The 14,860-nt window shown below is 66.2% G+C and carries 12 protein-coding genes; 8 read left to right on the forward strand and 4 right to left on the reverse strand.

The genetic code is table 11. The annotated features are described in order from the left end of the window. The first annotated feature begins 118 nt into the window (after window positions 1-118). The 3 genes from WBB07_RS03055 (at window position 119) to WBB07_RS03065 (ending at window position 2,477) form a co-directional block, all read left to right on the forward strand. Entirely contained in the window at window positions 119-913 is a 795-nt protein-coding gene (locus WBB07_RS03055; RefSeq protein WP_526304634.1) for an SDR family NAD(P)-dependent oxidoreductase, read from the forward strand. 92 nt (window positions 914-1,005) lie between these two features. Beyond that, window positions 1,006-1,545: an orotate phosphoribosyltransferase gene (gene pyrE / locus WBB07_RS03060; protein WP_526304733.1), complete on the forward strand. Its 540-nt coding sequence runs from the start codon at window positions 1,006-1,008 to the stop codon at window positions 1,543-1,545. Continuing rightward, window positions 1,542-2,477: a hypothetical protein gene (locus WBB07_RS03065; protein ID WP_526304636.1), complete on the forward strand. Its 936-nt coding sequence runs from the start codon at window positions 1,542-1,544 to the stop codon at window positions 2,475-2,477. Before pyrE ends, WBB07_RS03065 begins: the two co-directional genes overlap by 4 nt. On the opposite strand, the gene WBB07_RS03070 is transcribed toward WBB07_RS03065, so the two are convergent. The 3 genes from WBB07_RS03070 to WBB07_RS03080 are packed head-to-tail and all read right to left on the reverse strand — an operon-like array spanning window position 2,478 to window position 7,209. Then, on the reverse strand, window positions 2,478-4,313 hold the full coding sequence (locus WBB07_RS03070) for a bifunctional diguanylate cyclase/phosphodiesterase (RefSeq protein ID WP_526304638.1): 1,836 nt from the start codon (window positions 4,311-4,313) through the stop codon (window positions 2,478-2,480). 5 nt (window positions 4,314-4,318) lie between these two features. After that, window positions 4,319-6,502 carry an Rv1355c family protein gene (locus tag WBB07_RS03075; RefSeq protein WP_526304640.1) on the reverse strand — a complete coding sequence of 728 codons (2,184 nt, stop codon included), beginning with the start codon at window positions 6,500-6,502 and terminating at the stop codon, window positions 4,319-4,321. After that, on the reverse strand, window positions 6,499-7,209 hold the full coding sequence (locus WBB07_RS03080; RefSeq protein WP_526304735.1) for a hypothetical protein: 711 nt from the start codon (window positions 7,207-7,209) through the stop codon (window positions 6,499-6,501). Before WBB07_RS03080 ends, WBB07_RS03075 begins: the two co-directional genes overlap by 4 nt. 755 nt (window positions 7,210-7,964) lie before the next feature. Here WBB07_RS03080 and WBB07_RS03085 point away from each other — a divergent pair. The 4 genes from WBB07_RS03085 to nhaA all read left to right on the forward strand — a co-directional run bounded on the left by WBB07_RS03085 (window position 7,965) and on the right by nhaA (window position 12,526). Further along, the gene (locus WBB07_RS03085) at window positions 7,965-8,849 is read left to right on the forward strand and encodes a hypothetical protein (protein ID WP_526304737.1); all 885 of its coding nucleotides are present in this window, start codon (window positions 7,965-7,967) and stop codon (window positions 8,847-8,849) included. Beyond that, window positions 8,846-9,490 (forward strand): TrmH family RNA methyltransferase, encoded by a 645-nt coding sequence (locus tag WBB07_RS03090; protein WP_526304642.1) that lies wholly within the window; start codon window positions 8,846-8,848, stop codon window positions 9,488-9,490. Before WBB07_RS03085 ends, WBB07_RS03090 begins: the two co-directional genes overlap by 4 nt. A gap of 15 nt (window positions 9,491-9,505) precedes the next feature. Next, a complete protein-coding gene (locus WBB07_RS03095) occupies window positions 9,506-10,630 on the forward strand; it encodes a glycoside hydrolase family 76 protein (protein ID WP_526304644.1) in 1,125 nt (374 codons plus the stop codon). A gap of 84 nt (window positions 10,631-10,714) precedes the next feature. Beyond that, complete coding sequence (nhaA, locus tag WBB07_RS03100) at window positions 10,715-12,526, forward strand: Na+/H+ antiporter NhaA (RefSeq protein WP_526304739.1); 1,812 nt, start codon at window positions 10,715-10,717, stop codon at window positions 12,524-12,526. Window positions 12,527-12,535: 9 nt separating this feature from the next. On the opposite strand, the gene WBB07_RS03105 is transcribed toward nhaA, so the two are convergent. Continuing rightward, window positions 12,536-13,501 carry a LysR family transcriptional regulator gene (locus WBB07_RS03105; RefSeq protein ID WP_526304646.1) on the reverse strand — a complete coding sequence of 322 codons (966 nt, stop codon included), beginning with the start codon at window positions 13,499-13,501 and terminating at the stop codon, window positions 12,536-12,538. A 143-nt stretch (window positions 13,502-13,644) separates the two neighbouring features. Here WBB07_RS03105 and WBB07_RS03110 point away from each other — a divergent pair, with 143 nt between their 5' ends. Beyond that, window positions 13,645-14,805, forward strand: a complete 1,161-nt coding sequence (locus tag WBB07_RS03110) for an XdhC family protein (protein ID WP_526304648.1) — start codon at window positions 13,645-13,647, stop codon at window positions 14,803-14,805. Window positions 14,806-14,860: the final 55 nt, after the last annotated feature.

A 14,860-nucleotide genomic window follows, 5' to 3' on the forward strand; every position in this document is an offset into this window, starting at 1 on the left:
CCCCGAACATCTCACCCGAGGCCGTGCGCCGCGACGCCCGTCCGGAAACAGTGCGTCGCACGGCACCCCGCACCGGGCACCAGGCTCCGCACTATCAACGCTAACTAGGCTTGCTGGAGTGGCCCCCGAAACTCCACACCGTCCACCCACCGCAGTCATCACCGGCCCCACGTCGGGACTCGGAGAGGGTTACGCACGCCGCTTTGCGGCCGACGGCTACGACCTCGTCCTGGTGGCGCGCGATGTCGATCGACTGACGGCGCTGGCCACCGAGCTGACTGATCGATTCGGTCGCGATGTCGAGATACTGCCGGCCGACCTGGCCGTCGCCGCGGACCGGGCCGCTGTCGCACAACGGGTGTCCGCCGGCGTCCGGGTGCTGGTCAACAACGCCGGTTTCGGCACGTCGGGGGAGTTCTGGTCTGCCGACCCCGCGGTGCTCCGATCACAGCTGGACGTCAACGTCACCGCCGTGATGGAACTGACCCGGGCCGCACTGCCGGCAATGCTGGACAACGGCGCCGGCACCGTCATCAACATCGCCAGCGTCGCGGGCCTGGTACCCGGCCGGGGGTCGACCTACTCGGCATCGAAGGCCTGGGTGGTGTCGTTCACGGAGGGCCTCGCCGGTGCTCTGACGGGCACCGGCGTCAGTGTGCACGCCGTCTGTCCCGGCTTCGTCCGGACCGAGTTCCATCAACGCGCCGGGATCGACATGTCCGGCACCTCGTCACTGTGGTGGCTCGAGGTAGACGATGTGGTGCACAACAGCCTCGCCGCCGTCGCCAAGGGGGCGGTGGTGATCGTGCCGGGCTGGCAGTACAAGCTACTGACCGGCGGCGGCCGGCTGATACCCCGGAACCTGGTCCGGGCGCTCGCCAACCGAGTGGGAAACGGCCGTGGGCGAACCTGAGACACCAACGAACCAAGACACCGACAAACGTGAAGCACCGACCAACGTGAAGCACCGACCAACGTGAGGCACAGGTAATGGCAGCACCCGAAATGACCGAAACCGACCGCGCGGAACTCGCCGCCCTGGTGCGCGAGCTGGCCGTGGTGCGAGGCCACGTCGTGCTGTCCTCCGGCAAGGAATCCGACTACTACGTCGACCTGCGCCGGGCCACCTTGCAACATCGGGCATCGCGCCTGATCGGATCGCTGCTGCGTGAGCTCACCAGCGACTGGGACTACGCGGGCGTGGGCGGGTTGACGCTCGGCGCCGACCCGGTGGCCACGTCGATCATGCATGCGCCAGGCCGGCCGATCGACGCGTTTGTGGTGCGTAAGGCTGCGAAGACCCACGGCATGCAGAAGCTCATCGAAGGGTTCGACGTCGCCGGTCAGCGGGTGCTGGTCGTCGAGGACACCAGCACCACCGGCGCGTCTCCACTGACAGCGGTCCGCGCCGTGCGCGACGCCGGGGGCGTGGTGGTCGGAGTGGCCACCGTCGTGGACCGGGCCACCGGCGCCGCCGAGATCATCGAAGCCGAAGGGGTTCCGTACCGCAGTGCACTGGGGCTCGGGGACCTGGGGCTGGAATGAGTGCAGGCAGGGCCGCGCGTAGCCGGACACACCGCAAACACGACGCGCGCACCTCCTCGACCGGGGACCGGCATACCGCGTCCGCTCCCGAGGATGCGGACGCCGACTGGGACGCAGCCGATGGCGTCGACAGCTGGGACTGGGACGACGATGTGGACATCGTCTGTGTGGGCCACGGCAGGCTCCGCACCGCGGTTGCCCTGGCAGCGACGCGGGCCGGTCTCGACGTCCTGCTGGCCGAACCCGCCGCACCCGCCGCACCCGCCGAATCGGCGGAAGCGGCCGTACCCGCCGAACCCGCGGAACCGGACAATCCGTTGGTAGCTGCGCTCGGTAGCACCGATGAGGCCACCGCCACCTACCTGCGTGCACTGAGCGAGGACTTCGAGCCGCAGCCCGCCCCTGCCGTCGAGGTACGCCACGTCGAGGGGCCGTTGCGCCGGGAGTTGGCGAAGAGCCGGATCGCCACATTCCACGGTGTCGCCCTACGGGATTGGGGGAGGTCCTGCGTGTCGTCCCCGTACGGATCGCTCTATACCCGGGCCACCGATCACCAGCTGAAGGCGTCGTACACGTCGGCGGCGGGCCCGGTCGAGATCACCATCGTGGACACCGTTGACATCGATCCGCTACACCCCGCCGACAGCCTGGAACGCTGGCTGGCCACCCTGGAGCCGGACCAGGAGCCGGGTTCCTTCCAGCGGTTGGTCTTCGACAACGCCGGCGCGGTGGTCGGAGCGGTTGTGGAATGGGCCGACGGCCCCCGCACCGTTCGCGTGCGCCACGGGGTGATGTTTGCGCTCACCGATGACAGCAACCCCGGTGTCGCCGGAGCCGACCTCAACCTTTGCGAAACCGGTGAAGTGGCCCTGGTGTCGTGCCCGGCGAGCCGGTTCGGTCGGCTGGAGTTGCTGGTCCGCGAGTCGCGCTGATCAGTGCGACAGGATGGGGGCCACGATTCGCTTCTTGGCGAACATGGCCTCCATGGCCGAGCCCACCAACGGGCGGGACAACAGGTAGCCCTGGGCCCGATTGCAACCGTGCTGTACCAGCGTCCGGGCGGCCATTTCCGTTTCCACACCTTCGGCCACCAACTCCAGGTCGAAGGCCTCCGCCAGGGCGATGACGGCACGTACGATCGCCAGATCGCCTGCGCTGCTTCCTAAATCGCGGACAAAGCTCTTGTCGATCTTGAGGGTGTCGACCGGCAGGGACTTCAGGTGCGACAGCACGCTGTAACCGGTGCCGAAGTCGTCTATCGCGATCTGCACTCCGACCGCCTTCAATGCCGCCAGCGTGATACGGGTGGTCTCGATGTCCTGCACGACAACGCTTTCGGTGATCTCCAGGCACACCGATTCGCCGGCCAAGTCGAACTCGGTGAGGATGCCGGCGACCGTTTCGGCGAAGCCGTCGGCGACCAGCTGCACCGGTGAGACATTGAGGCGCAGTACCGCATCCAGCGCCACGCCGCGCGAGTGCCACTGGCTGAACTCGGCGCAGGCGGTCCGCATCACCCAGCGGCCGAGCTCGCCGGCCAGGTTGATGGACTCCGCGACGCCGATGAACGAATCGGGGTACAGCAGGCCGCGGGTGGGATGTTGCCAGCGCACCAGCGCCTCGGCGGCCAGCACTTCGCCGGTCCGCATGTCGATCTCCGGAAGATAATGCAGTACCAGTGAATCGTTGTCGATGACGCCCTGCAGATGGAGTTCGATATCGTTTCGGAACGCCGTCTTGAGCGACATGTCCTCCGAGAAGACGCTGATCCTGTTGCCGCCGGCACTCTTGGCGTTGAGCACGGACTGGTCGGCTTTGCGTAGCAGATCGGATGCAGAGTCGTGACCCGGTTCGCCCAGCGCCACACCGACACTGACGGTGCGGGTCAGCATCTCACCGTCGATCGCGACACGCTCGCGCAGCGCGGACTGCAGCTGGTGAGCGAGTTCCTCAGCGGCACACACCCCCATCGGTTCGTGGGGAACGACCACGAATTCGTCGCCGCCCAGCCGGGCGATGAGGCTGTCGCCACCGGCTTTGGCGCGCAGCCGCTCGGCGAAGATCCGAATGAACCAGTCGCCGGCGCTGTGACCGAGATAGTCGTTGACGGCCTTGAGCCGGTCCAGGTCCAGGAACAACACTGCCACCGGCCCCGGTCGGCCCGCCTCCAGCCGCCGCTCCAGATGTGCGATCAGCGCACGGCGGTTGAAAGCGCCGGTCAGATCGTCATGATCGGCCAGGTAACGCAATTGGTCCTCGGCCAGGATGCGCGCCTGCACCTGAGCGAACAGCGACGCGATGGCCTTGACGGCGTTGAGTTCCTCGGTGCTCCATTCGCGATCGCCGATTTTGATGAAACCCATTGTGCCGGTGGTTATATCGCCAGAAAGTAGCGGAACGAATGCCCCCGAGGTGGCGACGATGCCGCTGCCCTCTTCGATGGTCTTCTGATAATCCGGCGTCGAGGGTGGCCGGATCACCAACGGTTCCTTGGCGGTCTCGGCGAGCGCAAACACCGGGTCCGCATCGGCGAAATACACCAGGCCGATGGGGTCCGGATCGGGAATCGAGGGCCGGGGTGGCCACTCGGCGATCAACTTGGTGGCGCGGATCTCGTGATCGTTGTAGCGCAGGAAACTGATGTCGACACCGAGGTACTCGACCAAGTGAGCCAGGACCTGGGTGCTGATCTCCGCGGAGGTTTCAGCGTTGGCCCCCATCAGTCGCGTCGCGACGGAAGTCACCAAGAGGTCTAAGCGTCTGGACATATTCGTTACGCCTCGACCATTTTCCTAGTGTAGGCCTCCCGGCGACTGCGGAATGGCGCACGTGGGGTGTCGGAGAGCCGCAACACCAGCGCGCTACGGCTACCGGTGGTGCCGGCGACGGTCTGAAACGCCGTTTGGAGGTGACCCAGTTGCTCGGCGAATTGTGGTGACAGCGTGGTCAGATCGCTGTTGTCGTGGGCATACAGGAACACCGGGGACACCGGCTGCACGCCGAAGCCGAGTTGTTGCGCGGCGATCCAGACTGCTTCGACGGCCGCGCCGCCACGGGCGTAGTCGGTGAGACTGTCCCCGTCGATGGTGACCACGGCCAGTGCTGAACTCGACGTCACCCGGTCGAAGGTGTCGTCGCCCAACGACGAACCACCCTCCCAGGCGGCCAGCCAGTCCATCACATCGTGGCGGCGCAGGATATCCAGCATCACCAGGTCATTGCGGTCCAGGCCGAGGCTGATCACCTCGATACCCCGGTTCGGATCCGGATCGTCGGGCCAGCGCAGTTCGGAGATCATGTCGCGGTGCAGATTACCGGTCAGATAGCGAATCCGGTCGGCTGCGGCCAGGATTCTGGCGGCATCGGTGATGGTGTCGCGGTCGGTGAGCAACCGTAACGCGGCTCCTTCGCCGGTGGCCGCTGCCGCCAGCAACTCGGCGGTGCCGGCGGACGGTTTGCGGGGCGTGCCGAGATGCCGGTTGGTGCTCCGCGCCAGCATCGGTTCGTACAGCGCTGCCAGCCCGGTGTCGGCACTGGTGGACAACCGGACGGTGGCCGACAGCGGCCACCTGTCGTCGTCCTGTGAGGGTTCTGTGAATTCGACTGTCGCAGTGCGCTGCAGAGCTGCGGCAGCGACGCGCGCATTGAACACCGATGCACCCAGTGCCACCGCGCTGGCGCGGTATTCGACGTCCATCAGCGACGTGCGCTCGGGTGCGATTGCCACGGTGAGCGTGCCCGGGGAGGCCGTGATGCGCCAGGGCTGGGTATTGCCGCCCGAGGGGGCCCGGACCGCGGCGTCTGCCAGGACCCCTACAACGTCGTTGCTGTCGGGGTCGCCTGCCTCGTTGCCACCGGCGCCGCCGGGTTCCGAGACCGGCTCGGCAGCGGGGAAATCGACCGGCATCTCGGGTTGCTCGAGGTTATCGAGTGCCGCCCCGATATCGATGCGAATCCGGCCGGATCGCAGGTCTTCGCCGAGCCCGATCCGCCGGACACCCTCGACAACCGAGGTGGCGCCGAGAATCACTTCGCCCGCCAGCTGAGGCCATGTGGTCAAGGTCGAGTTCACCTCGAGCATGGATGCCGCCCCGCGTGCCGATGAGCGCGATACCTCGAGGAAGCGGAGCAAGTGTGGGATTTTGTCACGGGTGGACAGCCCGGCCAGGTGGGCCGACTCGAGTCCCCGCAACAGATCGTGCAGGATCGGGCGTTCTGGCTCGAGGTCGAACCGTTCCACGTCGAGGAGTCCACGGTCGCCGGTGGACATCAACACCGGAATACGACGGGCCCGGGCGGCTTCGCGGACGACAAGCTTCATGTCCAGTGAGTCGCACTCTTCGATCACCACGTCGAGACCGTCGAGAAAGTCGTCCACGGTGTCCGCTGACAGTCCGCCGGTGGAAGCTTCCACCGGTAGATACGGGTTCAGCTCGGCGATCCGCCGAGCCGCGATGATCGCCTTGTTGACGCCCAGGTCGAAGACCGTAGCCGGAACCCGATTCAGATTCGACAGCTCCAACTCATCGAAGTCGGCCAGACGCAGCCGGCCGGCCACTCCCTGTAGGGCGATGGTGTGCGCGATGGCATGGCCGACGCTGAGTCCGACGACTCCAACTCGCAGCTGCCCGAGACGGTCCTGTTCGGCGGCCGTGATCAGATTGCGGTTTCGGTCGAGCCGTAACAGGGCGAACGAGGCCGGCCCCAGGATGCTCACGACGGTGCGCCGCCACGGATAGTAGGCCCATCGGTGTGGTTCGTCTCGGAGCTGCTCGGACACCGCGGGGCGTAACCGGGCCAGGGATTCCCGTTGCTGTTCCAGGGTGTCGATGAATTCGATTCCGGCGTCGGCGCGCAGCTTCTCGAGCAGCTGCCGGTCCTCTTGATCGCGCTCGTCGAGAAGTGTTGCCGTATGCGGCTGTTCGTGGATGTCGATGGTGCCTGGGCTTCGGCTCACTGGCGAGATCCGGCGGAGGTTGTTGGGACCGAGTGCAGTCGATGGCTCACGGGAGCAAGGTACGCGGCCTCGGTGAGCACCTTGGCCACCTGGTGCGGTTCGGCGTGGTTGGCATACGTGCGGCGATCCCAGAACATGATCTTGGTGCGGTACCGCGCATCGGGATAAGGGGTCGCCGGGATGCGGGACACCACAACGCCTCCAGAGGACTGCCAACGCTCGAGGACATGGGCCGCTGCTGTCGCCATGATGAACTGGATGTCGAGAATGGACATGGTGTGCATAGCCGTGCGGGCCAGCGTGGTGGTCAGTGCGCGACTGCGGCCCGGGTCGTCGGACACCCATGCCGTCTTCATCTCGGAAAGGCCGAAAGGGATCCGGTCGCCGATCATTTTGCATACAGTGCTGTGGCCGGGCTGGCCCTCCCATTCCAGAACAGCGTGGGATTGGTCGGCGGTGTAGTACGGGTCTTTGGCTCGGGTGCCGCCGACAACTTTGCCGGATTTGTCAATTGCGGCAAAGAACAAGGCGGTGTCGCCGCCATCGGCGATCTCGTCCCAGTCCAATGCCGCCTCCACGCCGTATTTCTGGTAGCTACGTTCTGCACCGAGCAGGTACTCGGCCCACAGTTCACGTTCCACGTGGGGCTCTGAGACCACAATCGTGCAGTCGGTTTCATCGTCGTACCAACTCGGACTCGTCGGCATGCGGAGCGACTCGGTGTTGACAACATCGTACTGAATGGTCACGGTGAAATCCGTTTCGTTTGGGCTGCGGCCAGGGGTTTGCCGAAGCTGTATGGGGTTTGCGCGTACTTTCGGTACGTCAATGTGCTGAATCAATTATTGCCCGGGTGGTGTCTGATATCCGAGTGTTAGTGCAGTTCAAGCCACTTTGTGCATGTCCGGCGGTATTTCATCCAAAGGATTTGCGTTCATTCTTGTGTGTTTGCCATCTGAAGTAGTGGGTAGGCGATGCCAAGGCCGGTGGACCGGCAACTTGCAAGACGCGAATTCGTAATTTGCGGGAGCGTCAACAAATGGATCGTCGGGACCGGCGCGCGGACGCTTCGGCGCATCCGCAATCCCTGTCCGGCCGACGCAGTTCCGTCGGTTGTGCGATACGGCGCATTCGCTGCACGAGCGCGCGGCGAGTCCGTTCCCTAGGGTGGTACCGGTGGTATCGGCGCGGCTGAGCCGTGGCGTGCCGGACAGTGGGCTCGGTACGGGCTAGAGTTTGCTGTTTTGGGTATGAGCGCAGCGGCTCTCGAGTTCGGCTCGGCGCCGAAACGTGACGTGGTCGCCTGCATCTAGCGAATTACCTGCCTGCCGGGCGCGAGATCGGTCGATCGGCGAGCACCGTACAGTGCAACGGGGATCTCGTCCACCAGACCAACGAGCCCGACCAACCCATCTGCAGCTGGAGGACTGTGCACGCTTTCCGAGTACTGCATCGCCGCTTCCTGCCGGTGCTGCTCAGCCTGGTGGTCGCGGTGCTCACAGTGGCCGGGTGCAGCGGCGATGCCGCGCCGCGACCGTATGGTGCCGGTGAAGTCCGACTCGGGGAATCACAGACCCTGCTGGGCTGGAATGTCTCCGTGGCCAACTTGCGCTTCGAAGCCGACCACGTGCTGGTCGACATCGATGCCGCTCCAACTGATGACGCGGAACCCCACGCGGCGCCGCCGGACTTTCGGTTCGGCCTCTACGGTGCGCTCGTCCACCCGATCGAGAGAACCGGACTCGGCAGCTGTGACGGGGTGCTCGGTGCCGCCATCACGCCGCTGGCAACGCGCACACCCGAAGGCCTGACCGGAACGGTATGCCTGGGTCCGATCCGTGATCAATCGCAGGTCCGCGGGGTATACGCCTACTCACCCGCCGAACGGCTATCCGGCACGGCCGCGGCCTACGCGGCTGCGTTCCCGGTGGGACTGCCGCCGACGAACAGCAACGACACGGGGTTGAAGATCAGCACCACCAGCGTCGAGGCGTGGCGGGCCGACGGTGCCGCGCTCACCGCGCAGTCGCTGGGCGACCCGACAGCCTTTGTCGGCAACGGCTACATGCTGTTGGGGTTGCAGATCGATGCGGTGGCCGCCGCGTACCGCGACGAATCCGCGAGCCGAGAGGGCCCGATGATGATTGTTGTCTCCCCGACGCTGCCGCCGCCCGGAATCAACCCGGCCTGCTCGACCTACGGGTCGTCGGTGTTGGTGCTGCCCGACGCCTCGCTGAACTCGGTGCACATGAATGTCTCGTTGTGCACCCAGGGGGAGATCAACGCCGCCCTGCTCTACTCGACCGTCACAGTGGTCGGCACTCGCGCCGCGGTGTGGACAAAATGACCGAACCCGGCCCCACCGAATGGGGCATTTCACCCGGCGGCGTCGGCCCCTGGGAGGGGCCATGGCCCGTCGACGCCCGCTACGACGACGATCTGCTGCGTAACGGAGACACCCGCAACGTCGTCGACACCTACCGCTACTGGACGCGGGAAGCCATCGTCGCCGATATCGATCGTCGTCGACACCCGCTGCACATCGCGATCGAGAACTTCGGCAACGACTCGAACATCGGCGGGGTGGTGCGCACCGCCAATGCGTTTGCGGTCGACACCGTGCACATCGTCGGCCGCCGCCGCTGGAATCGGCGAGGTGCCATGGTGACCGATCGCTACCAACGACTGCAACACCACGACAGCACCGCCGACCTGCTGGAATTCGCCGCAGCCGCCGAGTTGACCGTCGTCGCCGTCGACAACGTGCCCGGCGCCACCCGGCTGGAGGAGACCGACCTGCCGCAGCGGTCACTGATGATCTTCGGCCAGGAGGGGCCCGGGATCACCGAGGCTGCGAGCGACGGCGCCGCGCTTGTCGTCTCCATTGCGCAGTTCGGTTCGACGCGCAGCATCAATGCGTCGGTCGCCGCCGGTATCGCCATGCACTCCTGGATCCGGCGTTGGGGTGACATCGAACGCGCTTGGTAGGGGAAGATGCCAGGTATGGACCAGGTATGGGCCAACCGCGCGGCGTCCGCGGAAGCCGCTGTCACCACCCGCCACCTCGAGAAGCTCCTGCGCCTGCCGGGCACTCAGCTCGGTGTTGTCGCCTGGCCGCCGACAGCACGCGACAAACGCTTCCTCACCTGGCACTACTGGTGGCAGGCGCACCTGCTGGACTGTCTGGTCGACGCGCACGTCCGCAACCCGGGCCCGGAGCGCGTGACCAGGATCGCCCGCCAGGTCCGGAGCCACCACCTCCGCAACATCCTGCGGTGGACCAATGACTACTACGACGACATGGCGTGGCTGGCGCTGGCGCTCGAACGCGCGGGACGACTCGTCGGAGTCTCCAAACCCAAAGCGCTGGAAACACTTTCGCGGCAGTTGGTGAATGCCTGGGTGCCCGAGGATGGCGGCGGTATCCCGTGGCGAAAACAAGACCAGTTCTTCAACGCCCCCGCCAACGGGCCGGCCGGAATCTTCCTGGCCCGCTACGCGGACCGGCTACGTCGCGCCCAACAGATGGCGGACTGGATCGACCAGACGCTCATCGATCCCGAGTCCCACCTGGTGTTCGACGGCATCAAAGCCGGCTCTCTGGTCCGCGCCCAGTACACCTATTGCCAGGGTGTTGTCGTCGGCCTCGAGACCGAGCTCGCAGTGCGCACCCGAGATGACCGGCACGCGGCCCGGGTGCGCCGACTGGTCGCGGCGATTGCCGCCGAGATGGCACCGGCCGGGATCCTCAAAGGTGCCGGCGGCGGCGACGGTGGCCTGTTCCACGGGGTGACGGCGCGATACCTGGCCTTGGCGGCGACCACACTGCCCGGAGATACCGACGCCGACCAGGCGACCCGCGAACTGGCCGGGTCATTGGTGCTGCGCTCGGCGGAATCGGCATGGGAATATCGACAGACGGTCGACGGGTTGCCGTTGTTCGGCCCGTCCTGGGATCGGGCCGCAGTGATTCCGACCGAAGGCGGCAAAGAAGCCGAGTTCGTCGAAGGTGCGGTAAATCCTTCGGAGCAGCCCGAGCGAGATCTGTCGGTGCAACTGTCGGGCTGGATGTTGATGGAAGCCGCGCACACCCTCACGGCTGAGACGGAGAGCGAGATCGATGGCTGAAACCGGGAGCTGGATCCAGTCGCGTCGAGCGCCCGCGTGACCGATACCACCGATCAGTCCGACTCGTCAGGCGGCTCCCGATTCATCCGGTTGCTTCCGCGCCGCTTCGGCCAGGACCCGACAGCGCCGCGAAATGGTGAGAACACCGCTGCGGCAATGCTCCTGGTGTTCACCGTCGCAGCCATCGTGTGGGCCAACTCGCCGTGGGCCGACTCCTACACCGCGTTCTGGGACATCGACGTCGGGTTGAACTTCGGTGACGCCCACGTCGAACTCACCATGAAACATCTTGTCAACGACGGCCTGATGGCGTTCTTCTTCTTCATCGTCGGGCTCGAGGTGACCAGCCAGTTCAAGATCGGCGAACTGACCGATCGGGCCCGGGCCGTGGTGCCGGTGGTGGCCGCACTCGCGGGGCTGGTCCTGCCCGCCGTGGTGTTCCTGGCCTTCAACCCCAGTGGCGACGACGCACTGGCCTGGGGGGTGGTGATCTCCACCGATACCGCATTCCTGGTCGGTGCGCTGGCCATCATCGGCCCCAAGTTCCCGGCCCGATTGCGGACCTTCCTGTTGACGCTGGCCGTTGTCGACGACGTGGGCGCGTTGTTGGTGATCGCGTTCTTCTACTCGGATGAGGTCAGGGTGGTGCCGTTGGTGATCGCGGTACTGCTGCTCGGGGCGATCGCACTGGTGCGACACCTGCCCAAGGGGCGGGGGCCGGTCTACCTGGTGCTGGCCTTCGCGCTGTGGGTGGCGCTTTTCAACGGGGGAGTGCACCCCACCCTCGCCGGAGTGGGTGTGGCACTGCTGATCCCGGTGTTCACCCCGCAGCGGCAACGGGTCGAGGCCGCCGTCGACGTGATCCGCGCGTTCCGGCAGTCACCCAATTCGGAGTACGCCCGCGAGGCCAGTCGCAGTCTGCGCGAGTCCATCTCCATCAACGAGCGGCTCCAGACCGGCTTCGGACCGTACGTGTCCTTCCTGGTGTTGCCGTTGTTCGCATTGGCCAATGCCGGGGTTCGGCTGGACGGGCAGACCATGTCGGCGGCACTGGGCTCCTCGCTGACCTGGGGCATCATCGTCGGTCTGGTGCTCGGCAAGCTCGTCGGTATCACCGCTGCCACCGCCGCGGTCCGCTCCCTGGGCGTCGGAGAGCTGGCACCGGGTCTGACGTTGCGGCGGGTCGCCGGCGGTGCCGCACTGTCCGGTATCGGGTTCACCATCTCCCTGTTCATCATCGACCTGGCGATCGAGGACCCCGTCAAACAGGACGAGGCCCGGGTCGGGGTGCTGGCGGCCTCGCTCACGGCATTTGCCCTGGGTTGGGCGATCTTCCGGGTCACCGACCGGCTCAGCCCACCGAAGGCCGTGGGCGCCACCCTGATCCGTCCTGTCCAGGCCTCCCGCGACCACATCCGGGGAAACCCGGACGCACCGCTGACACTGGTCGAGTACGGCGACTACGAGTGTCCCTTCTGTAGCCGCGCCACCGGAGCCATCGACGAAGTACGGGAGTACTTCGGCGATCGACTCTGCTACGTGTGGCGGCACCTGCCGTTGGAAAAGACCCATCCCCGCGCGATGGACGCTGCGCTGGCCGCCGAAGCAGTCGGGCTACAAGGCAAGTACTTCGAGATGGGCGCGATGATGTTCGAGTTCCAGGACTACCTGGAATGGGAACACCTGTACCGCTACGCCGACAGCGTCGGTTGTGACATCCGGCAGTTCGACGAGGACCTGCAGTCGTCGAAGGTGCTGCACCGGGTCGAAGACGACGCACAGGACGCCGAGTTGATGGACCTGCAGTCGGTGCCGACATTTTTTGTCAACGGGCGACGGCACAAGGGGCCGTGGGACGCCGCCAGCCTGATCCGGGCCCTGGAGAAAGACCTTTGAGAGCTTGGCTCAACTCCACAGTGTTACATGCACTTTCGGGCGGAATCGGGCCACTCCCACGCCGGATCCACGGATCATCGCCTGTGTGCAGCGCGGAGTGGTGATGAACCGGATCAGCTCAGAGACCGCGGGTTGCCGCGAGGCCGGTGGCAGCGTCATGGCCGACCATTCGCCGGGCAGCTGCAACCCTGGACCCTTCACCTGAACCAGCCGGCCGGCGGCAAGGTCCTTGGCGACCGTGAAGCCGACGGTCAGGGCGACACCGCCAACACGCTGCAGTTCTTCCAAGGCGGCCGCTTCACTCTGGAAGATCCGCTGGGCAGCCTCGGGGATGGCGAGATTGCGGAGCATCACCGCGATTTCGCCGTCTGCGCTGCCGGCTGACGGTCCCAACATCCACTGCTGCTCACGAAGCTGCGCCACCGTCGGGTTTGCGGTGGCAAGCGGATGGTCCGGTGCGGTGACGGTGATGATCTGATACTTCAGGAATGGTCTGATGGCGATGGTGGCGCCCGCATCTGCCATCCCGTCGGCGACCGGTCCCAAGGCGACGTCGACCGCACGTGACTCGATCAGATAGCGGAATCGGCTCGTGGGATGCACCGACAGCTCGACGGACAGATCGTCGGCCCGTGCCGAGAACAGTTCGATCAGGCCTGGTGCGGCATGCTCGGCGAATGCGCCGGAGGCGGCAATGCGCAACAGTCGCCGACCATGAGCGGCCTCGGTGACCTCTTTTGCCGTCTGTTGCTGAAGCCCCAGGATCTCGATGGCGCGGCTGGCCAGCCTGAGTCCACCGGGCGTGAACGCCAGCCCGGCGGCGGTACGACTGAACAGCGGGTCGTCGAGCTCCTTGCGCAGCGCCGTGACATGCATCGACACCCCGGGGTCGGACATGCCGAGTTCCTCGGCGGCGGCGTGCACCGATCCCAGCCGAACCACCGCCGAGTAGGCACGAAGCTGCGCAGGTGTCACGCCGTCGAGACTACGACGAAGCACGGTCCGGTCTGGATTGAATTGATGTCACGGCCCACGGCAGCCTTGTCCCGCCCGCTCCCTGGATGCGACGGATTTTCACGGCGACCACACAAAACCGGAGTTGGGCTTAGATTGAAATGGTGCGTGAGGTACTCGACGAGCTGATCGCGGTGTGGCGCGCCGGTGCAACCGTCGGCGTGGGCACCGTGGTGCGAACGTTTCGGTCGGCCCCGCGCCCGGCAGGGGCGTCGATGGTCGTCACGCCGGACGGCATTGTCAGTGGGTCGGTGTCCGGCGGGTGTGTCGAGGGTGCGGTCTACGAACTGGCCACCGAGGTGGCCGCCACCGGTGTGCCGGTGCTGCAGCGCTACGGCGTCAGCGATGACGAGGCGTTCGAAGTGGGGCTGACCTGTGGCGGCGTGCTCGACGTGTTCGTGGAGCCGATATCGCAGGTGACCTTCCCCGAATTGGCCTCTCTGGCTGACGATATCGCCGACCATCGCCCGACGGCGGTGGCTACGGTGATTGCACATCCGGACCCCGGACGGCTCGGTCGGCGCCTGATCGTGCGATCAGATGAAGTGCTGGGCAGCCTCGGCTCGGTGCGTGCCGACGACGCGGTGGCCGACGACGCCCGGGGGCTGCTGGCCGCGGGACGCACCGACGTGCTCACGTACGGCCCGGACGGGCAACGCCGCGGCGAGGGCATGGAAGTGTTTGTCGCCAGCTATGCGCCCCGGCCGCGAATGCTGGTGTTCGGTGCGATCGACTTCGCCGCCGCAGTGGCTGCGCAGGGGACGTTCCTGGGTTACCGGGTCACAGTGTGTGACGCTCGCCCAGTCTTCGCGACCGCCGCGCGATTCCCCACCGCCGACGAGGTGGTGGTGGACTGGCCGCACCGTTATCTGGCCGTCCAGGCCGAGTCGGGCGCGATCGACGCCCGCACCGTGATCTGTGTGCTCACCCACGATCCCAAGTTCGACGTCCCGCTGCTCGAGGTGGCGCTGCGTCTCCCGCAGGTGGCCTACATCGGCGCGATGGGGTCCCGGCGCACGCACGTCGACCGACTGGAGCGACTGCGCGCGGCGGGTCTCACCGACGCGGAACTGGCGGGGCTGTCCAGCCCGATCGGACTTGATCTCGGCGGCCGTACCCCAGAAGAGACGGCGGTGTCCATCGCGGCGGAGATCGTCGCCAGGCGGTGGGGTGGCCAAGGCCGCCCACTCGCTGAAACGGACGGCCGAATCCATCATGAGCAGGGCATACCGCGTGAGTTCAGTGATTCCTTAACCCCCTATTGACGGCGCTGTCGCGTGGGCCGACACTGACGTCATCCCGACGATTGTGAGGCCCATC

The sequence above is a fragment of the Mycobacterium sp. genome (assembly GCF_049647605.1).
In the GTDB taxonomy this organism is placed as follows: domain Bacteria; phylum Actinomycetota; class Actinomycetes; order Mycobacteriales; family Mycobacteriaceae; genus Mycobacterium.